18 protein-coding genes are annotated in these 21,627 nt (G+C 45.6%); 11 read left to right on the forward strand and 7 right to left on the reverse strand.

Annotated elements, in window-relative coordinates:
• Positions 1-5: 5 nt before the first annotated feature.
• The 6 genes from KI655_RS00825 to KI655_RS00850 all read right to left on the reverse strand — a co-directional run bounded on the left by KI655_RS00825 (position 6) and on the right by KI655_RS00850 (position 6,899).
• A complete protein-coding gene (locus KI655_RS00825) occupies positions 6-2,861 on the reverse strand; it encodes a formate dehydrogenase subunit alpha (RefSeq protein ID WP_285400816.1) in 2,856 nt (951 codons plus the stop codon).
• 10 nt (positions 2,862-2,871) lie between these two features.
• Positions 2,872-3,072 carry a twin-arginine translocation signal domain-containing protein gene (locus KI655_RS00830; RefSeq protein WP_285400817.1) on the reverse strand — a complete coding sequence of 67 codons (201 nt, stop codon included), beginning with the start codon at positions 3,070-3,072 and terminating at the stop codon, positions 2,872-2,874.
• Positions 3,073-3,148: 76 nt separating this feature from the next.
• A complete protein-coding gene (locus KI655_RS00835; protein WP_285400818.1) occupies positions 3,149-3,781 on the reverse strand; it encodes a molecular chaperone in 633 nt (210 codons plus the stop codon).
• Positions 3,782-3,790: 9 nt separating this feature from the next.
• Entirely contained in the window at positions 3,791-5,452 is a 1,662-nt protein-coding gene (locus KI655_RS00840) for a 4Fe-4S dicluster domain-containing protein (protein ID WP_285400819.1), read from the reverse strand.
• Between the two features lie 378 nt (positions 5,453-5,830).
• Positions 5,831-6,448: a DUF3306 domain-containing protein gene (locus KI655_RS00845; protein WP_285400820.1), complete on the reverse strand. Its 618-nt coding sequence runs from the start codon at positions 6,446-6,448 to the stop codon at positions 5,831-5,833.
• Positions 6,438-6,899, reverse strand: coding sequence for a DUF3305 domain-containing protein (locus tag KI655_RS00850; RefSeq protein WP_285400821.1), 462 nt, complete (start codon positions 6,897-6,899; stop codon positions 6,438-6,440). The genes KI655_RS00845 and KI655_RS00850 overlap by 11 nt, the downstream gene beginning before the upstream one ends.
• A 309-nt stretch (positions 6,900-7,208) precedes the next feature.
• Here KI655_RS00850 and fdhD point away from each other — a divergent pair, with 309 nt between their 5' ends.
• From fdhD to cydX, 10 genes are all read left to right on the forward strand, one after another.
• The gene (fdhD, locus tag KI655_RS00855) at positions 7,209-8,042 is read left to right on the forward strand and encodes a formate dehydrogenase accessory sulfurtransferase FdhD (protein ID WP_285400822.1); all 834 of its coding nucleotides are present in this window, start codon (positions 7,209-7,211) and stop codon (positions 8,040-8,042) included.
• 251 nt (positions 8,043-8,293) lie between these two features.
• Positions 8,294-10,183 carry a methyl-accepting chemotaxis protein gene (locus tag KI655_RS00860; RefSeq protein ID WP_285400823.1) on the forward strand — a complete coding sequence of 630 codons (1,890 nt, stop codon included), beginning with the start codon at positions 8,294-8,296 and terminating at the stop codon, positions 10,181-10,183.
• A gap of 407 nt (positions 10,184-10,590) precedes the next feature.
• Positions 10,591-11,532, forward strand: coding sequence for an MBL fold metallo-hydrolase (locus tag KI655_RS00865; RefSeq protein ID WP_285400824.1), 942 nt, complete (start codon positions 10,591-10,593; stop codon positions 11,530-11,532).
• A gap of 1 nt (position 11,533) precedes the next feature.
• Positions 11,534-11,848, forward strand: a complete 315-nt coding sequence (locus KI655_RS00870) for a hypothetical protein (RefSeq protein WP_285400825.1) — start codon at positions 11,534-11,536, stop codon at positions 11,846-11,848.
• Positions 11,836-12,735, forward strand: a complete 900-nt coding sequence (locus tag KI655_RS00875) for a DUF692 domain-containing protein (RefSeq protein WP_285400826.1) — start codon at positions 11,836-11,838, stop codon at positions 12,733-12,735. Before KI655_RS00870 ends, KI655_RS00875 begins: the two co-directional genes overlap by 13 nt.
• On the forward strand, positions 12,728-13,513 hold the full coding sequence (locus KI655_RS00880) for a putative DNA-binding domain-containing protein (RefSeq protein ID WP_285400827.1): 786 nt from the start codon (positions 12,728-12,730) through the stop codon (positions 13,511-13,513). Before KI655_RS00875 ends, KI655_RS00880 begins: the two co-directional genes overlap by 8 nt.
• Positions 13,510-14,118 carry a DoxX family protein gene (locus tag KI655_RS00885; protein ID WP_285400828.1) on the forward strand — a complete coding sequence of 203 codons (609 nt, stop codon included), beginning with the start codon at positions 13,510-13,512 and terminating at the stop codon, positions 14,116-14,118. The genes KI655_RS00880 and KI655_RS00885 overlap by 4 nt, the downstream gene beginning before the upstream one ends.
• A 182-nt stretch (positions 14,119-14,300) precedes the next feature.
• A complete protein-coding gene (locus KI655_RS00890) occupies positions 14,301-15,920 on the forward strand; it encodes a cytochrome ubiquinol oxidase subunit I (RefSeq protein WP_285400829.1) in 1,620 nt (539 codons plus the stop codon).
• A gap of 9 nt (positions 15,921-15,929) precedes the next feature.
• Positions 15,930-17,066, forward strand: coding sequence for a cytochrome d ubiquinol oxidase subunit II (gene cydB / locus KI655_RS00895; RefSeq protein ID WP_285400830.1), 1,137 nt, complete (start codon positions 15,930-15,932; stop codon positions 17,064-17,066).
• 45 nt (positions 17,067-17,111) lie between these two features.
• Positions 17,112-17,210, forward strand: coding sequence for a cytochrome bd-I oxidase subunit CydX (gene cydX, locus KI655_RS00900; protein ID WP_285400831.1), 99 nt, complete (start codon positions 17,112-17,114; stop codon positions 17,208-17,210).
• Between the two features lie 137 nt (positions 17,211-17,347).
• Here cydX and KI655_RS00905 read toward each other — a convergent pair whose 3' ends face one another.
• Positions 17,348-18,931 carry an ABC-F family ATPase gene (locus KI655_RS00905; RefSeq protein ID WP_285400832.1) on the reverse strand — a complete coding sequence of 528 codons (1,584 nt, stop codon included), beginning with the start codon at positions 18,929-18,931 and terminating at the stop codon, positions 17,348-17,350.
• Positions 18,932-19,278: 347 nt separating this feature from the next.
• Between KI655_RS00905 and KI655_RS00910 the strand changes: the two genes are divergently transcribed.
• Complete coding sequence (locus KI655_RS00910; protein ID WP_373417270.1) at positions 19,279-21,627, forward strand: ATP-binding protein; 2,349 nt, start codon at positions 19,279-19,281, stop codon at positions 21,625-21,627.

The following is a 21,627-nucleotide window of genomic DNA, read 5'->3' on the forward strand; positions in this document are numbered from 1 at the left end:
ACTCCTTAAGCCTTACGAATGTTACAAAGGGTTACTTTCGTTTCCTGCATCAACGTTACAGGGTCATAACCATAAGTGGTCGCTGTGTTCGCAGCTTCACCAATAACATACGGGTCTGTGCCTTCAGGATACTTAGAACGTAGATCTTCGCCTTGGAACTTACCGCCGAAGTGGAACGGAATGAATGCCAGTCCAGGTTTCACACGACGTGTTACCATCGCTTTCACCTTAATACGGCCTTTTTCTGCACCTTCAACCCAAACGTCATCGCCATCTTTAAAGCCGATGTCATTTGCATCTTTCGGGTTCACTTCAACGAACATTTCTTGTTGAAGCTCAGCTAGCCAAGGGTTTGAACGAGTCTCTTCACCACCACCTTCGTATTCAACCAGACGACCTGAAGTCAGAATGATCGGGTACTCATCAGACTTATCTTCTTTCTGAATTGATTGGTATAGCGTAGGTACACGGAAGATCGCTTCTTTGTCGTCCCACGTTGGGTAGTCTGCAACTAGGTCGCGACGTGGTGTGTAAAGTGGCTCACGGTGCAGTGGCACGCGGTCTGGGAATGTCCAAACAATCGCACGCGCTTTCGCGTTACCAAATGGGATACAACCGTGCTTAATCGCTACGCGTTGGATACCGCCTGATAGATCGGTTTTCCAGTTCTTGCCTTCCGCTGCTGCTTTCTCTTCAGCAGTGAGGTCATCCCACCAACCAAGTTGTTTCAGAAGCTTGTCGCTGAACTCTGGGTAGCCGTCTTTGATTTCGCTGCCTTTAGAGTAGCTGTCTTCTGCCAGTAGGCTTTGACCTTCAAACTCAACACCGAAACGAGTACGGAAGTTACCGCCGCCCTCTGCAACCGTCTTAGACGTATCGTAAAGAATGTGAGTACCAGGGTGTTTCATCTCTGGTGTTCCCCAACATGGCCAAGGCATACCGTAAGTTTCACCGTGGATTGGGCCACCTTCGGCTTCCAGTGTGGTTTTGTGGAACGTGTGCCAGTTCTGTTGGTGCTCTTTAATACGTTCAGGGCTTTGACCTGTGTAACCGATGGTCCACATACCTTTGTTGAACTCACGAGTTAAGTCTTCAATCAATGGTTGATTGTTCTCAACGCGGATGTTTTTAAACAACTGGTCTGCATAACCTAGCTTCTTAGAAAGCAGGTACATGATCTCGTGGTCAGGCTTAGAGTCGAACAACGGATCAACTACTTTGTCACGCCACTGTAGCGAACGGTTTGACGCCGTAACACTGCCGTAAGTTTCGAACTGAGTTGTCGCTGGAAGCAGGTAAACGCCGTCAGTACGGTCGTTCATTACAGCTGCAACGGTTGGGTATGGGTCAACAATCACCATCATATCCAGCTTCTGCATCGCCTTCTTCATCTCTGGACCACGAGTCTGAGAGTTCACTGCGTGACCCCAGTAGAACATGGCACGGATGTTTTCACGCTGACGGATATTGTCTTTGTTTTCTAGAACGCCATCAACCCAACGCGATACAGGAATACCTGCACTGTTCATAGGTTTCTGACCGCCGTAAGCGTTGTCATCGAAACGACCTTTTACCCAGTCGAAGTCTAGATCCCAAACTTTTGTCCAGTGACGCCAAGAGCCTTCAGATAGACCGTAGTAACCCGGTAGTGTGTCTGACAGTACGCCAAGGTCTGTTGCGCCTTGTACGTTATCGTGACCACGGAAGATGTTTGCACCGCCGCCTGATTTACCGATGTTACCTAGGGCAAGTTCAAGTACACAGTAAGCACGTGTGTTGTTGTTACCTGTGGTGTGCTGAGTACCACCCATACACCAAACGATACAACCCGGACGGTTTTCAGAAAGCAGTTTCGCCGTTTGGTAAACGTCAGCTTCAGATACGCCTGTTACACGCTCAACCTCTGCAGGATTCCACTTCGCGACCTCTTCACGGATTTCTTCCATGCCGAATACACGTTGCTGAATGAACTCTTTGTCTTCCCATTTGTTTGCGAAGACATGCCATAACACGCCCCAAATAAAGGCAACGTCAGAACCCGGACGAAGTGATACGTAGTGATCTGATTTTGCAGCCGTACGCGTACGACGAGGATCCGCAACTACGATCTTACAGTTGTTTTTCTCTTTCGCTATAAGGATGTGCTGCATCGCAACTGGGTGGGCTTCTGCAGGGTTTGAACCAATGAACAGCATCGACTTACAGTTGTGCATGTCATTGAACGAGTTCGTCATTGCACCGTAACCCCAAGTGTTCGCAACGCCCGCTACCGTAGTAGAGTGACAAATACGCGCTTGGTGGTCGACGTTGTTGGTTCCCCATAGTGACGCCATCTTACGGAATGCGTAAGCCTGCTCGTTACTGTGTTTCGCACTACCAAGGAAGTAAACCGAATCAGGGCCAGACTCTTTACGAAGTTCTAACGCTTTGTTGCCGATCTCTTCGATTGCTTGTTCCCAAGAAAGCTTCTTCCACTTACCGCCTTCCAGTTTCATTGGGTATTTAAGACGACGTTCACCGTGGCCATGCTCACGCAGTGCAGCACCTTTAGCACAGTGTCCACCAGCGTTGAATGGGTGATCGAATGCAGGCTCTTGGCCTGTCCATACGCCGTTTTGAACCTCAGCGTAGATACCGCAACCAACTGAACAGTGAGAACAGATCGTACGTTTTATCTCTGTTTTTGCATCAGGATCAACCGACCTCGCTTGTGCTTTTTTCATCATGCCCGGTGCAAATAGGCTTGCACCTACTACCGCGCCACCAGCAGCAAGAGAAGTGTTCTTCATGAACGCACGGCGAGATACGCCAAGCTGATTGGTTTCTTTGCTCACACTATCGGAGCGTTTGACTAGTTTCATCCTTTATCCCCTATAGTGTGTCGTAGTAATCGCGAATGTGTTGAGTTTCACGGTAGCCAGTTTTCTTCACGTCTTCTTTGGAAAGTTCAGGCGTTTCAGCCGCGGTTGCCACTTTTGAAGTTCCAGCGGCAACAGCACCTGCTACGGCTGCAGTTGTTAAGCCTTTGAGTAAGTCCCTACGGCTTGTATTTACTTCTTTATTATCTTTCATCATTGCTTCCTTACCTTACGGTAGATCTTTATGGAGGCTTAATGCCCCTCTATCGATATGATCGAGTACTGCTCGATTACTCGTAATCAGTGACGTTTTTCACATCAATTTTTGATTTGTGCTTACTGCTTTTGGTATTCACACTAAAACGCACTTGCTCTAGTGTTAGAAATGCTTGGCAAAGCTGAGCTGCTGGCTTGTAGAAATTGGCATGCTCTGCACTCTCGGTTTGACGGGTGAACGATTCGAACCAAGGCGCAATATGCTTGTTGAAAACAATCTGCTGAAGCTCTTCTTCCTCGGCAGTCAGCATCGCCATAACTTCACAAAGCGCCGAGATATGGTCTTCTGGCTCTTTTACGTTCTCGTCGCGCTCAATACCAAGAAGCTCAAGATCGTGACGGATCTCTGCGAGTGGCTTTTCCATCATTGCGCCAGTCATATGCCATGAACCAAATGGCATGACTTCACCACGTCCAATGCCAATGAAAAGATCTTGGTATTCGTCTTCTAGTGCCTCACGGTCTGATTCAATCGCGGCTTTTTGAAGTGCAATCCATGCTTTTTGCATCGCACTTTCTGATTCTTCAATCTCGAGAGATTTCAAAAAGTCGATCATCTCTTCCGTTGGAGCACTACGAAACAGTGCAGATAGAACGAGGTAAATATCTGTTCTTAATGTTTGTTCTTGTTCTGAATGAGTATCCAAGGCCAACTCCTAGTATTTCAGTTGTTTCAATGGGTCTTGAGCCATTGAATCGAACATATCGATGACACGGCAGTCTTCACACATTGCAATACGGTTGATCGCTGCTTCGTCTGAAAAATGAGAGTGACCGCGTAACTTGTTTTGCAACATATCAATCATAGACTGAGGTGCAAAAGGCTTGTGACAACGAATACATTCCGCTGCCTTCTCTTCATGAATAACCACCGCTTGTTGACGTTCTTCTTTCACCCAGTTCATACGAGGTGTCAGAGTTAGGACGTTTTCAGGACAGGCTTTTTCACATAGGCCACATTGAACACAATCTTGCTCAATGAATTTAAGAGATGGAGATGTACCATCGGTATGAAGCGCACGAGTTGGACATACCGCCACACAACTCATACATAACGTACAATCTTTGCTTTCACACGAAACGTTGCCATAAGGCGCGTTTGATGGAAGTTCTACAATGTTCTCTACTGGAATTCTTGAGGTGCTTAGTGCATCAAGCGCAGTAAATAGGCGTTGGCGTTTATTACCTTGCAAATCCCCTAGTGCCAAATCAAACGAATCGGTACATAGTGTCGGAGGACCTTCACGAAGAGATTCAAGGTAAAGAATATCAACCGTCTCTTTTGCTACACCGATTTGATCCAATAGTTCTTGAGCAATACCGACTTCGTTATTCAGAACTCGAATAATGGTTTCTGGCATAAATCGAGATGCGGCAAACAGAACCTGAGTCGCGCCATTTACTAAAGCTGCAAACCACGTATCAATACCAACAGAAGGCAGTTCTTCAACAACAACCGGAATCACATTCTCTGGAAGTGCTTTAAGGGCCATCACGTTGTACGATTCATGACGAGAGCTACAAATCAGAACGATCGGATCTAAGCCCCCTGCTTTCTCATAGTTGGCTAAGGTGCGTTCAATGAACTTTTGCGTGTCATCTGGATTAGGCAGTGCGTAACTGATCGCTTCAGTAGGACAGCTGGTTGCACAAGTCCCCACGCCTTGACATAGGTATGGGTTGATTTCGATGCGATGGCCGGTTTTATCTGTGCCTTCACTTGATAGAGCGCCAGCAGGACAAGCATCCACACAACGCTCACAACCTTTAACGCCACGAGAGCTGTGTGCACATAGGTCGGTATCTAAACGAAAGAATTTTGGCTTATCGAAGGTACCCATTAGTGTTGGGATCTCTTCTAGTGCTTCAGCCAATTTAGGATAACCGCGTCCAACTGGGTAATAACCCGGAACTGGAACCTCTTCCGTCATGCAGCTATTGAGACAGAGATCGAGAACCACATCGAAGCAATCATGGTTTATCGCCACTTTCGCTAAGTTACTTGTCGTCCCGCGGTTTTCAATAACCACTTCAAACGTGCCCAAGAAGCCAGATACCTGAACGGAATTAGCAAAGTAGAGTTCGTTATTTGAACCCTTTTCGCCGTCTGTCGACAGTAAGGTCAGGCTTGTTAATGTCGGTAGTTGCGCAGCCGCACTCTCAATAATCGCGGTTGGTCCTACGATTAAGGTATTACCACCACTCTCATAGCTCACGGTTGGTGGAATTAGGTTGGTTAACTCTACTGTGTTTTCAAAAGCATAGAGTCGCGCTTTACCATTATTTGATGTCGCTTGTTGTAATAGTTGTTTAAGCATTGCTCAGTTCCATATAGCGTCATGGATAATCTGCTCAACCTTGATTGTAGTAAGACACTAATAGAATGCTGACTAATTGCTCAATTAAACATGAATCGCAACGTGTCATTAGTATTCGGATAATCTACAAATCAGTTGATAATGCTTGTACATAGCAATGTGTATGCCAACTTTATTTTATTTACATTTCAGTGATTTAAGTGTTTAAAGTCTGATTTATTAGGACAAAAAAACCGACTGGGACAATTTGTCTCAGTCGGTTCATTGAGTGTTTAGTCAAAATGTACCTATTGTTTGTGTGGTATATTTTGTCCCAGTTGACCTTGCTCGTTACCAATAGGAAGTGCCGATTTGACGACTAACTGAATGAATATACAGTTAGTCTATTTTCGGGTTCTGCTCTGCATCAACGGACTCTTTGTTTAGTTCGTCCTGAACCTCTTGAGACGCCACTTCTAACCCTTCGCTATCGACCTCTTCCTCTAATATAGGCTCACCAGCTGCCATTGTCTCTTCATCGGCCTGATGTGCAGTCGGCTCGCTCTCTTCTACTGTCTCTTTAACCCAATCTCTTAGCGTATCCGCCACATCTTCAGTAAGAGACTTGAGATTACTGTAGTCATCGTCGTAGTCATCTAAGCCATCACGAACATTGAACTCTTCTGATAGAAACAACTTTCTTAGGGCGGCCTTCTTTACACTCTCGGAGGCTTCTGACACCAACAATTGAGCCACAGATGGTGATTCTGACTCTATGTCACCTTCACTGTTCTCAACGGAGTTCTCCCCTGTTTCTTGAGAAGCTTCTTGAGAATCTAGTGTGTCAGTCAATGTCGCTGTTTGTGCGTCCGCCGAGGATTCTTGTTCGTTAAGCTCTGTTAATTCAGTTGCTTGGGTATCACTACTGAGTTCTGTTGATACGTCACTCTCAACCTCTGGTGTCTTTTCTCCTTCAAGCTTACGTTGCGACCAGCGACTTAAGAAACTAGTTGCCATTTGCGCGCCCTGCTCCCTTGCGCTTCTTACGGCGCGTTTCTAACAATTCACCATGACGACCGATAAAGGCTTCCATCCAAGCTTGAACGGGCAATGGCATATCAAATGAAAGCACTTGGTTGTCTCCATCCATATACTGACCAGCAACAGTTTGAGAAGCCGTAAGCAATTGAATGATTGGTACACCTGAATCGACGTTATCCATGATGAGAAATAGCTTAGGCTGTTGAGAGCTGAGGTTAAATCGATAATCGGTGCGCTCATCTTTATGCAGTTGCAGCAAGCACACATCTTCGGTATCACCATTGGGAGCGAGTTCAAACCCGTTAAGCTCCCATTGGGTTGTTGTCCACATGCCCGTTTTGATCTCTTTCTCAACGCGGTGAACGCCTATTGACCAAGACGTTTCGGTTTTCTCATATTGTTGTTTTAGTTCTTTGGTATCCGACATATCTCATCCAGTTGTTGTCTGGCTCGTTTTAGATAGGACATTTTGTTCTAGCAACGTAGCCATAAAGTCTCTGATTAAACACTACTAAGCAATAACCACGCCATAGCACTCTTAAACTGACTGACTCCTATATTCAGACTAGACTGATGTGACAGTTTTTGCGCTAAGTAAAGGTAATCCTCAAAAGAATTTGAGATAAAGGCGACCTTGGAATAAGAATTGCTATATACCCACAACAAGCTTCAAAATAACGCCTAACCGTCAACGTCAAAACGCGTGATGAGCGTATACACAACTAGGATATTAAAAGTGGTTAAACCAAACATTATTAAAACCAGTGAAAACCCTCTCCAAACCATTGAAGTGGAAGTGTTCGACGAATACGGCGAAAAGCTCACCAAACAGATCGCTTGCGAACGCCCTCTTACGGTTATGCTTAACTGGAAAGAGATTGTTACTTTAATGACTTTAGGTTCTCGTCCTGAATCATTAGTCTTAGGTTATTTAAAGAACCAGAGCTTCCTTTCAGACCCAGAAGCGATTGAATCGATCATTATTGATTGGGAAACCAGTTCTGCGGCAGTTGTAACAAAAGAAGATACCAGCCAATTAGAAAGTGCCCTTAAAAAGAAAACCGTTACCTCAGGCTGTGGTCAAGGAACCATGTACGGCAACGTAATGAAGCAACTTGAGGATTACCAAGTTCCACAAACCAAGCTTAAGCAGTCAGAGATTTATACAGCCCTTGAAGCGTTAACCCATTACAACGACACCTACAAAAAAGCCGGTGCGGTGCATGGTTGTGCGGTGTGTAAAGATGATCAAGTGCTCTCGTTTGTGGAAGATGTCGGTCGTCATAACGCTGTTGATACCCTAGCAGGTGAAATGTGGCTTAATCAGGAAGATGGCTCAGACAAGATCTTCTATACTACGGGGCGCTTAACCTCTGAGATGGTGATTAAGGTCGCTCAGATGGGAATCCCAGTGTTGCTCTCTCGTTCAGGCGTCACTCAAATGGGCTTAGATTTAGCGCAGAAGTTTGGCATTACGACAATAGCACGCGCTAAAGGTCTACGTTTCCAAGTCTTTACTGGTGCGGATAAGATCATTTTTGACGTCAAAGGTAATCAAGAATCAGAATAATCCTGCGGTAAAATACAACAGTTCGCTTCCTGAAATAGCCTAACTGTTTCCCTACCAAGCCTTAAATATTGTTTTGAATACGACTATGTACTATCAAGACGTTATTTAAGGCTTTTATTATATAAGAATCCGTTAATATTCTTGCGTTACTCTCCCTATAAGCTATTAGTTACATATCTATCTTTTATTAATATATAACTCAAATGAATAACTGATAGATATAAAACGTCATCGGCTAAAGGGAGTTGCCTATGGAAAGGTCAACTGAAAAGCAGCGTTCTGCGCTGTCATTGTCTATACGAAGTAAATTTATTCTTATCAACATCACGCTATTTATCTCAGTATTTGTTTATGCGGTCTATGAACAGATGAGCCTTGATCGGTTAGAGTCGCTGGAACGGGCTGCTAATGAGAACTTACGAAGCTCGGTTGATTTACTTATGTTGAGGAGACACGAAAAGGATTTTCTAGCAAGGAAAGTGCAGAAGTACGCAGAACGTTTTGAGAGTACTACGCTGACACTGAATCAACGACTCTACGATTTAAATCAAACACTTATTTCTCACCAATTAAACCTCTCAAACAACACCACTCAGATAACTCAAGCAGTCGAAAGTTATGAAGACCAATTTCGCCAGATTGTGAAGCAAGTGAACGCGATTGAAGATACCAACCCATCCGTTGGCTTAATTGCGGTGTTAGACAAAAGGCGAACGGAACTGAAACATGCGGTAGAAAAAGAAGCCAATCTCTCCTTGGAACTTGCACTGTTGGAACTCGTTGAAAAAGACTTCCACTATCTTGCACATACCAATGACCAAACCAGTCGTGCATTTGATGGTGCCTTGGATGTGTTCACACCCTATGCGCAGAATACGGATACGACGAAGCAAGCGTATTTGAATTATCGCGATGCGGTAGAAAAACTCTTAGTAGCAAATACACGCTTGGGGCTTACCGCTGATTTAGGGCTGAAAGGTGAGCTTCGTCGTACTGTCCATCAGGCGGAGCAAGCCATCAACGACGTGCAACTGGAAATCAATAGCGCAATTAGCCAAGCGAGCTCTGAAACCAAGAACACGCTTCATCTATTCGGTTTTGCGATCGTGATACTTCTTTCCGCTTTGTTGGCCTTCATCGGTAAAAGTGTTTTAACCCGTATCAAAGCGATTAACGAAATGATGGAGTCAATCGCGAATGGGGATGGAGATTTAACGGTGCGTATGAACGCTAAAGGGAATGACGAGTTAGCTCAGCTCTCCCACTCTTTTGATTCGTTCATTAGTAAGTTACACGCAAACATCAAAGATTTGTCTGGTGTGATGACCGTCTTAACTGACAGCTCATGCAGTTCTGAAGAAGCAGCGCAAAAGAGCATGAATAATGCAGAAGCGCAGAAGCAACAATCTGAATCAGTCGCGACTGCCGTTAATGAGCTTGTGATGACCAGCAACGAGGTGGCGGCCAATATTGAAAATGCCGCACTCAGCGCTGAGAAGATCAAAGGCAACGCGCATCACGCCCTAGAAGAGACACACGCAACCAACGACAGTATCCAAGTTCTGTCGAGCAATATTGAAGAATCTCAGCAGCTAATCGACCACCTAGAGGAGCAGAGTCGTGAAATCAATCAAGTGGTGACGACGATTCAAGGTATCGCTGAGCAAACCAACCTACTCGCTCTGAACGCTGCGATTGAAGCAGCGCGTGCGGGAGAGCATGGCCGAGGGTTTGCGGTTGTCGCATCTGAAGTTCGAGAGCTTTCATTAATGACGAATAACTCTACCCATCAAATTGAAACCACCATTCAAGGGCTAACCAGTGGTATAGATAAGACCGTTGCTAAGATGTCCGAGAGCTTAGATCAAACGGAGCATGTTAAGCGTCAAACCAAAGGTGTGGTGAAAGCAATCGAAGGCATTCACCTACAAGTTGGAGAGATGTTTGATTTGAACAGTCAAATAGCGACCGCATCAGAGGAGCAGTCGGTGGTCTCTGCTGAGATCGACCGCAACATTACAGATATCGCGCAGCTGTCCGTTGATACTCATGAAGTGGTCTCAGGTTCAGTGCGTTGCAGTGAGCAAGTCTCTAATGTGAGCCTAAAACTCGATAAAATTGTGGCTCAGTTTAAGTACTAGCCTTCTGACTACTCATTTTTGCAATAGAAAACCAAAACGCCTTTATTTCTTTATATCGTCGCTTAGATGCTTAAGATGCTTTGAGACAAAGAGATAAAGGTGTTTCTTTTTTGGGTTTCGACTAAGAGTTTTGTTAGTAGAAGCAGCCCTACCGGGTAAAGATACCCACCCATTTTATTCTCCTTTTTCCTTCAACTCCCTTTCAAGTGTCTTTCAGACTCATTGTTCAATTTAACTTAACGATGGTTTAAATATTACTAGATATACCAAACAGTAACATTTCATTATCTTGTCCCACGTGAACAGGACGAAGCACGCAACTTTTGTGCTGCTAAGTCAACAATGTCACTTCTTTGAACGCTCAAATCAAAGAAAAGCATATAACAATCATAGAATTGGACAAGAATATGAAACAGCCTTTAAAAGCTTTAGTACTCGCTCTCGGACTGACGTTGGGAGCAAGTTGCCACGCTATCGAACTCAAACCGGTTGATACCGATTTTACGCTGCAGATCTTAGGTTCTGGCGGCCCGATCTCCGATGACCTACGTGCATCTTCTGGTGAAATCATATGGTGGAAAGGTAAATCACGAATCATGATTGATGCAGGTGGTGGTGTTTACCTTCGCTTTGGTCAAGCTGGTGCCAAACTCGAAGATTTGGATTTCATGGGACTCACCCACTTCCATACCGACCATGTTAATGATGTCCCTGCTCTACTTAAAGGTGGTTATTTCTTCGACCGAGAAGATCCTTTAGATATGGTAGGCCCGACAGCAGGTTCTGCATTCCCAAGTTTAACCGGTTACTTCAAAGCCAATTTCGACCCAAAAGATGGTGCTTATGCCTACTTAAGTGGTTTGTACGACGGTACAGATGGCCTATTCCCAATTAATTTAACAGACGTTGACCATCAATCGAAACAGCCAACTATCGTGTACCAAGAAGACGGTTTGAAGATTAGCGCGTTGGGAATCCCACATGGTGACGTACCTTGCCTTGCTTATCGAATTGAGAGTGAAGATGGTGTCATGGTGATCTCAGCAGACCAAAATGGCAGTAACCCCGCCTTCTTAGACTTTGCACGTGGTGCTGACATCATGTTGATGCCAATGGCTATTCACGAGCAAGCCGACGGTGTTTCCACATTTATGCACGCCAAGCCCTCTGTGATCGGCAAGATCGCTCAAGAAATCAATCCGAAAATGTTGGTGCTCAACCACTGGATGGGATTGGGACTAAAACGCAAATCTGAATCCATCAAAATCGTGCGCGAGTATTACGACGGTCCAATCATGTCAGGTCGCGATCTCGCAAGCTTCCCTATGTCTGCAGTAATGGAGAAATAATATGAACAATAAAGTCGCCCTTTCTATCGCGATCACCTCGGTGATAAGTCTTAATTCCGCGATGGCATTTGCTGATGCGCCAGCCGAGGCCCCTGTAGAAGCAAAACAGTCCTCAGGTCATGGTGGTAAATGTGCTGCAGGTAAGTGTGGTACTGAAAAGCGTTTTGAGAAAGCAGAGCTTAAAACCGACCCTCAAGACCGCTTAGTGCGCGCTCGTGATGGTAAATGTGGATTAACAGCACAAGGTGTTGAGCCGAGTAAAGAACGCATCACATTAACCGAAAGCAAAGTGACAGGTGGAGTATGCGGGCAATAACACGCGGACGCATTCAAAACAGCGATAAAGGTATTGGTTTACGCAGCGAGCATATTGACGTTCTGCGGAGCTCGCCAAAACATCCTGATATCGACTTCTTGGAGCTAGCACCAGAGAACTGGATGAACTTAGGTGGCCTTAAACGTGAGCAATTACAGGATATATCGAAAACCTACCCCTTAATTGCACACGGTTTAAGTTTGTCTATTGGCGACTGTCAGCCGCTAAACACCCAGTTTGTTCGTCAGGTTGGACGCTTTCTCGACGAACTGAATATCGACATATACAGCGAGCACCTAAGCTTCTCTCGTGATAGCCAAGGGTATCTCTATGAACTGTTACCCGTGCCACGCAGACCGGAAAACATTGGCTACTTGGCTGACAGAATAATGCAGGTTCAAGACATCATTCAACGTCCGCTGGTGATGGAGAATATCTCCTACTACCACAATTACGGAAATGAGATGCCTGAAGGTGAGTTTATTGCTGAAATTGCTGAGCGAAGTGGTTGTGAATTGTTGCTCGACATCAACAACCTCTACGTGAACAGCCAAAACCATCACTTCGATCCAAAGGAAATGCTCAAAGCGTTACCAAGTGATGCAATTCGCTATTACCACATAGCTGGACACTTGGTTGAAAGAGATGACTCAGTTGAAGGCAACAAGTCGCTGCTTGATACCCATGGCATGGAAGTACAGCAAGCGGTGATCGACTTGGCGCGCTATACCTATGCCATGCACGGCTGTAAACCTATGCTATTGGAGCGAGACAACAATATCCCGCCTTTGGTGGTGCTTACTGAGGAGTTGCGAGCGGTGCATAGTCAGGTATTAGCCAATACGTCTACTCAAGGATCGATGGCTGAGGAGAAGGTCTATGCATAGCCCTCCAAGTGCCATGGTAAGACAAACTCAAGCACTGGCCTCCCTGATACGTTCCTCAAACAAAGGGATGGGATCCAACGAAAGTAACGCTTGTCGTTATAGCGAGTTCATTAGAGACAACGTGCTTGGAGTCTTACACAACACTTTTCCGCTGTTTAGCCAACAAGTCAGTCACCGCCAATTGCAGACGTTGGTTGATGAATTTGTGGTGGCGCATGACGCCTCTGAGCCAGAGTTTCATCAAATTGCGACCGAGTTTGTCAGTTTTATTCAGCATGCAACAGATTCCATTAATACATCAAGCTTGAATGCGTGCCAAGAGCTGACCTCCGATCAACTGGCGGTGCTGGAATTTGAGTGGTGCGCTTATTGTGTCGAGATTGATTCAACCCCTCAGCCATTGCCTCTAACTTGCGTTGGTGATCTTTTAGCTGCGGAACAACAGCAGAAACAGGGACTCGTGACAAACAAGACAATGAGGTTGGTGCAGGTGCCCTTTATTGTTCATGGGAAGGATTCGCTGACATTTTTAACCAAAAGGCGACGCCCTATTTTCTATGCGATGTATCGAGACTCCGACCTACGCATCAACACATTAAAACTAAGAGAAATCGATGTTGCGATTATCCAAATGATCCAGCAACAACCAAATCAATCTCTAGCCAATATAAAACAAATAATTGCTCAACAATTGGCGAGATTCGAATTCATTAATTGGGTAGTGCACTTCAGTGAAATCGAGCTGATCGGTGTGCACTCTTTAGGAGAAAAATTATGATTAAGTCAGCCCTCAACTGGTACGACGCTATCGTCGAAAAATGCAAACAATACGATTACGTAGCACTGCTTTTAGTCCGACTGTATTTGATTCCTGTGATTTTCGTGGGTGCACGTTCAAAAGTGCTTGGTTTCGCCGGCACCGTCGCTTGGTTTGGCGCATCGACCGCTGATGGAGGCCTGAATCTACCCTTCCCTGAGTTACTCGCATTCTTAGCGGCAGCGACCGAAGTGTTGGGCTGTATCTGTATCGCGTTAGGTCTGTTTACTCGCTTTATCTCAATCCCGATGATTTTCATGATGAGCGTAGCGAGCGCAATGGTTCACTGGAAGCATGGTTGGGATGCGATTGCGACTGGTGGTATGGAAGCAACAATTCGACTTAACGGCTTCATTGAGTGGCTCGCGGTTAACTTCCCTGGTCGTTACAACTACATCACTGAACTTGGCGACCCGGTAATGCTGAACAACGGTATGGAGTTCGCAGGTACCTACTTCGTGATGTTGCTTGTGCTGCTGGTCTACGGTGGCGGTCGTTATGTGAGCCTAGATTACTGGCTGCGTAACCGCTTTACACGCAAACAAACGAAATCTCTTCGCTGGTAACTGATGTCTTCCAATTTGTCTCTAGTAATTAGTTTCAATTAGCTACCGGCTTTCAAATGATTCGCTGATTTCAAATGCCGTACACGTATCAATCACGTTCAGCCTTGAAATTTGTTATCTCACATTACCCTTCTTATCTTTATGAATCTTACCCGTCACGTTGGTGGCGGGAAGGAGTATTTATGCTTACAGATGTCGTTGATCTGTCGCGGTTTCAATTCGCAAGTACCGCTCTTTATCACTTTATATTCGTTCCCCTAACCATAGGTTTGTCTTTCTTACTCGCAGTGATGGAATCGCTGTATGTGATGACCAATAAAACCATCTACAAAGACATGACTAAATTCTGGGGGAAATTGTTTGGCATCAACTTCGCTATTGGTGTCGCTACAGGCTTAACCATGGAGTTCCAGTTCGGCACCAACTGGGCTTATTACTCACACTACGTGGGTGACATCTTTGGTGCGCCACTCGCGATTGAAGCGCTAATAGCGTTTTTCTTAGAGTCTACCCTAGTCGGCATGTTCTTCTTTGGTTGGGACAAGCTCTCTAAGCGTCAACACTTGTCGGTGACTTGGTTAACAGCACTAGGTTCGAACTTCTCTGGCCTGTGGATTCTGATGGCCAATGGCTGGATGCAAAACCCTGTGGGCGCGGAGTTTAATTTCGAAACCATGCGCATGGAGATGACAGACTTTGTAGAAGTGATCTTTAACCCGGTTACCCAAGTGAAGTTCGTGCATACCGTTGCGGCAGGTTACACAACCGGCGCCCTATTTATCATGGGTATCAGTGCCTACTACATGCTTAAAGGACGCGATCTTCCATTCGCTCGTCGTTCCTTTGCGGTTGCGAGTGCATTCGGTATGGCAGCCATTGTTTCAACGGTAATGCTAGGTGATGAATCTGGCTATGAGCTGGGTGACGTTCAACAGGTAAAATTGGCTGCGATTGAAGCCGAATGGCACACCGAAGAAGCGCCTGCTTCATTCACCCTGTTTGGTTTTCCGAATCAAGAAACTATGGAGACGGATTACGCGATTAAGATCCCGTATGTCATGGGTATTATCGCAACGCGCTCTTTGGATACGCCAGTGGTCGGTATTCATGACTTACTCGCGAAGAACGAACAACGCGTGCGTAATGGCATCATCGCTTATGGATTGTTAGAGAAGCTTCGCTCTGGCGATAAATCGCAACAAAACATCGATGAATTTGAAACCGTCAAACAGGATTTAGGTTACGGGCTGCTCGTTAAGAAATACAGCGATAACGTGGTCGACGCTACAGAGCAACAGATACAACAAGCCGCTAAGGATACCATTCCTAACGTCGCCCCACTGTTTTGGAGCTTCCGAATCATGGTGGTGTGTGGCGTATTGATGTTTGCCATCATTGGGCTTTCATTTGTTCAAATCTGTCGCCGTAAAATTGGTACCAATCCTTGGTTACTGAAAGCGACCATATGCGCAATTCCACTCCCATGGATCGCCTGTGAAGCCGGTTGGTTTGTCGCTGAGTATGGTCGTCAACCTTGGGCGATTGGTGAGATTCTTCCCGTGAATATGGGCGTTTCAAACTTACCTGCTTCTAGCCTGTGGATCTCCATCGGCCTAGTTTATCTGCTTTACACCTTCTTCTTGATTGTAGAAATGTACTTGATGGTTAAGTTCGCCAAGATGGGGCCAAGCGCCTTGAAAACAGGTCGCTACTATCACGAGAGAACTCGTACCAAGCAGACTCCATCTTCATTGGAATACAACACCACGAATCAACTAGATAACTCTATTGATCTTCATTAAGGAATTCAGATGTTTGATTATGAAAATCTTCGCCTGTTTACATGGGCAATCATTGGCGTGTTGTTGATCGGATTCATCATTACCGATGGCTTTGATATGGGCGTAGCGGCATTGCTGCCAGTGTTAGGCAAATCCGATACTGACCGCCGAATTATGATTAACGCGATTGCGCCTCACTGGGATGGAAATCAAGTGTGGTTAGTGACGGCAGGTGGCGCTATTTTCGCTATCTGGCCTGCAATCTATGCCGCGACATTCTCAGGTTTCTACTTAGCCATGATTACCGTGTTGGCAACTTTATGGTTAAGACCGCTAGGGATGGACTACCGAGCAAAAATAGATAACCCACAATGGAAGCAAGCTTGTGATATCGCATTAATTGTTAGTGGTTTCATTCCACCCGTTATCTTCGGGGTTGGCTTTGGCAACCTAATGATTGGTTTGCCATTTGAGTTTAATGAGCTATTGATGATGTCATATCAAGGTGGATTTTGGGATCTACTGACCCCGTTCCCTATCCTTTGTGGCTTGGTGAGCCTTGCGATGGCTGTGACACAAGGTGCGGCATTTTTACAAATCAAAACAACGGGTGATTTGAAACAACGATCTCAAAACGTCGTCGTGTGTATGGCATTAGTAACCGCAGGCCTATTCGCTGTTGGTGGGTGGTTTGCAAACTCACTACCGGGTTACCTGATCACGAGCCCAATCGTGACTGATGCAGTATCAAACCCTTTACTTAAACATGTCATGAAGTTTGATGACTTACTGCTACATAACTACCAAACCTATCCGTTACTTTGGTGCATTCCCGCACTTGGCGTTGTAGGTATGTTGGCTTGCGCAGTGATGACACGATTAAACCGTGGTGGCTTTGCTTTCGCAGCATCAAGCTTATCTCTCGCCTCTATCGTGACCACTGCCGGTGTTGCTCTGTTTCCAATGATCATGCCTTCAAGCTTAATGCCTTCTCATAGCTTAACTGTGTGGGATGGAACATCGAGCCAATTAACACTGAGCATTATTTCCGTGGTTGCTGTTATCGTCGTACCGATCATTTTGGGTTACACAATCTGGTGTTACTACAAAATGTTTGGACGATTAGATAGCCAGTATATTCGCGACAACAGCTCATCACTGTATTAATTGCTCATCACTGAACGAATAGAAAGTAAAATAGGAGGATAACCTATGTGGTATTTATGTTGGGTACTTGGCGTACTGCTCGCCTGTGCATTTGGGATCATCAATGGTCTGTGGTTAGAAAACACAGAGCAATTGGATAAATAACCCCTGAGCAATGTATAAGCAAACAAGTAATACATAGAAAAATAAGCAATACATAAACAAAAACGCCGTCATACAGCTAAGTATGACGGCGTTTTTTTAATTTAAAGCTTCTAGCGAAGCAATAGCAAGCTTAGGGCTTAGCCACGTGCTTTCAAGAACTCAGCGTAAGTACCACGGAAGTCATGGATCTGACCATCTTTGATCTCTAGGATACGTGTTGCTAGCGAGTCTACGAATACACGGTCGTGAGAAACGAAGAACAGTGTGCCTTTGTAGTTCTCAAGAGCCAAGTTGAGTGCTTCGATAGATTCCATATCCATGTGGTTTGTTGGCTCATCCATTAGCAGGATGTTTGGTTTATGCATCATGATCTTACCAAGAAGCATACGACCTTGTTCACCACCAGAGATAACCTTAACTGACTTCTTAATGTCGTCTTGGCCAAATAGCATACGACCTAGGAAGCTACGTACTACTTGCTCATCTTCGCCTTCTTGACGCCATTGGCTCATCCAGTCGAATAGGTTCATGTCTTCTTCAAAGTCATGAGCATGGTCTTGAGCATAGTAACCGATGTTCGCGTTCTCAGACCACTTGTATTCACCTGTACGCGCTTCTAGCACACCAGCAAGAGTGTTTAGTAGAGTTGTTTTACCAACGCCGTTCTCACCGATGATTGCAACACGCTCGCCCACTTCGAAGATCGCATCGAACTTGTTGTATAGGTCTTCTTCAAAACCTTGAGATAGGTTTTCAACCACAAGCGCGTTACGGAACAGCTCTTTAGACTGTTCGAAACGGATGAACGGGTTTTGACGGCTAGATGCTTTAACTTCTTCTAGCTGAATCTTATCGATCTGTTTAGCACGAGACGTTGCTTGCTTAGCTTTAGATGCGTTAGCAGAGAAACGAGATACGAAGGTTTGAAGTTCAGCAATTTGCGCTTTCTTCTTCGCGTTGTCAGACAGTAGACGCTCACGAGCTTGTGTCGCTGCCGTCATGTATTCATCGTAGTTACCTGGGTAAACGCGTAGCTCACCGTAATCAAGGTCAGCCATGTGAGTACATACAGAGTTTAGGAAGTGACGGTCGTGCGAAATGATGATCATTGTGCAGTTACGTTGGTTTAGCGTCTCTTCCAACCAGCGGATGGTGTCCATGTCCAAGTTGTTCGTTGGTTCGTCTAGCAGCATGATATGCGGGTCTGCGAACAGAACTTGTGCTAGAAGAACACGAAGTTTCCAACCTGGTGCAACTTCGCTCATTAGGCCAAAGTGAAGAGACTCTTCGATACCTACAGCAAGAAGAAGCTCACCGGCTTTCGCTTCTGCCATGTAGCCATCCATTTCAGCGAACTGAACTTCAAGATCAGCGACTTTCATGCCGTCTTCTTCGCTCATTTCTGCCAAAGAGTAAATGCGGTCACGCTCTTTCTTAATTTCCCAAAGCTCTTTGTGACCCATAATAACCGTGTCGATTACTGTGAACTCTTCATAAGCGAACTGGTCTTGGTTTAGCTTAGCAACGCGCTCGTTTGGATCGTAGCTTACGTTACCTGCGCTTGGCTCTAGTTCACCAGAAAGAATCTTCATGAACGTAGACTTACCACAGCCATTCGCGCCGATTAGACCGTAACGGTTACCTTCGCCGAACTTAACTGAAATATTTTCGAAAAGTGGCTTCGCGCCGAATTGTTGGGTGATATTTGCTGTGGAAATCAATGCCTTTACCTTTTTAATGTGAAAAACGCCGCAACGTTACTCGTTCAAGCCCGTAACTGCAAGCGTTGTTTGCCTTATTAAGCATATTAGTCTTAGGAAACGCAGGAATTCACAATCACCGTTTCACGCAGACGAATGACTTATTAAAAAGTAGAACGGATTTTCGAAAAACCTAGGGTCGAACGGCGAATAAATCACCGGAACGTCGTTCTCGTCGGGAATAGAAACGATTTAAGAGGATCATTGGCGGTAAACGAACTACACTAATTCAATCTAATCAGGAAGTTAAAGTGAAGTTTATGCGCCAATTATCACTAATATGCGTTCGGCATATTTGGTTACTGTGGATGGCAATGGTTTCATTTAGTAGTGTCGCCCAGTGGCAGTACGAACAGGAAGTCACCCCTAGCGTTAGCGAAACCGCTATTAGCATCAGTAACGAGATTCAAACCATACCCGAGCCATTATTTATGTCGGCTCAAGATCAACGCAAAGTCTCTCAGTTGCTCAAGGCTGTATTGATTGAACAGCAAAAGCAGAGCGATCAATTTTCCCTGCACCTTTCCGAGTTCGTCGACAACTTAAAGTCCGATCAAGCCTCTGAAGTGAAATCCCAGCTGGGTGATGAGATTTGGTTTCGCGTCGAGTCTGATTTTCTTACCCTCAGCAGCATAAACAGCAGTAAGCAGACGCTGCTTGAGCTGGCTGACACAACAACACGCGACAAGCTAACGGGTTTTGGTCCGCAAGGTGTTCGGCAGTTAAAGCAAGAGTGGCAATTAACGCTACTCAATGCTGAATACCTGTTTTACTTTCAGATGCGAAGCTTTCGAGCTTTGGTTGAGGACATCTTTGTTTCTCCCGTCCCGGTGATTTGGGCCGGACTTAAGGTATTTTTCATCTACAGCATCTTAATGTGGTGGCTCGCGAACAGCGCTAGAATTATTAAACTGTATAAAAACACAGTACTAGAGAAAACCAGCACTCCGCCGCTCTGGGTTCGTATCATTTGGTACTTTAGTCGCGCACACAAGGCATTGGCTTGGTTGATTGCAATAACGCTATCCTTGCAGGTTCTATCGACCATACCTAGCCTGCAGCACCTCGTTTTCTTAGAGATATTTACTTGGTGGATTTTAGGTGGCTCAATTGCAATCAGCTTTATCTTGGAGTTCGCTTATCGAAACAGCCGAACCTCAAGCAAGATGATCGTCGAGTTACGCTTATCAACGATTCGCCGCTATGTGTGGAGTGCGATCATCGCAGGTGTAATACTGCAAATCTCTACCATGACTCTTGGCAAAGGCACCATCTACAACTGGATATACAGCGCGCTCTTCTTCTGGTTTGTGCTCATCACCATATCGGTATTGCGATTATGGCGCGAAACCGTGTTTGAGTTAGTGGAAAGCATTGCAGAACGTCCTTGGTGGGTGAACTGGGCGATCAGCAAGAAACGCATCTGGATCATCAGTATCGTGGCAACAGCCCTTGCCGCCGCTTGGGTTATGACTCATATCGCCAAGCATCGTTTAATCTCGAAGCTTTCGCATTTTACTTTTTTCAGCCAAGCGCTCGCCTATCTGTTCCGCATCGAAGTGGCGAAACAGAAAGGTAATGCCGCAGATGGGCAGTCGCTGGTTCGCGTTAAGGGCGACGCTGCATTCGATTATGTTCTGCCGGGTAATCATGACAGTGAGCTGATTGAATACGCAGACGCGGAAATCAAACAGCTATCAAAATACCTACTGACAGACTCGCCTGCTTTATGTGTCGTGTCTGGCGAGCGTGGTGTCGGCACAACCACCTTTCTAAAGCAGATGCTGCATAAGGTGAAAAACGCCGAGCCTATCTACTTAAACTGCCCTCATTCAGGCTATCAAGAGTTGCTGGCCCATTTTGCGGTTAGCATCGGACTTGAGGAGGATGCGACTGAAATCCAAATCATCAGTCAATTACGCGGTAGTCAAACCACCTACCTTATCGCTGTTGATAACGGGCAACGTTTGGTGAAACCTATGGTAGGCGGTCTATCTGCCCTAATTCGTTTAACCAATTTGATTCGACGCTCAAAGAAGAACCATCGCGCAATTATCTCGATTGAGAAAGCAAGCTGGCGTTTTGTCGATCGAGCACGAGGTGAAAGGCTGCTGTTTGACTGGGTCGCTTTTCTGCCTAAATGGAGCGAACAACAGATCGCTTCTCTGTTGGATACACGGATCAATCAATCCGATGACTATGCCGTGAGCTTTGACGGTCTGGTGGTACCGAAACAGTGGGATCAGCAAGACGTCACCGAAGAGGAACGCGCTAAGCAAGGCTTCTATCGTATCCTATGGCATTACTCAGATGGCAACCCAACCGTCGCGCTAAGGTTCTTTCGTTTCTCCCTCAACCGCAACAAAGATACCGATCAGGTGATGGTGAGGCTGTTTCATGCGCCTGAATCTGAAGAGCTTGAGAAGATGCCTAAGCCTATGCTCGCTGTGTTGCGTTCGATTGTTCAGCTTGAGATAGCGACGCCTGAGGAGTTATCAGAATGTACACAGCTCTCTATCTCCGAAGTGACAGGTATCCTGCGCTACTTCCAAAGCCGTGGCTATATCGAATGGACCGAAGACAAAGCCAAAGTCTCAGACCACTGGTTTAGGCACATTACCAATGTATTAGACCGACAGCATTTATTGGTGAAGTAA

This window comes from Vibrio sp. D404a (assembly GCF_030248535.1).
Classification (GTDB): domain Bacteria; phylum Pseudomonadota; class Gammaproteobacteria; order Enterobacterales; family Vibrionaceae; genus Vibrio.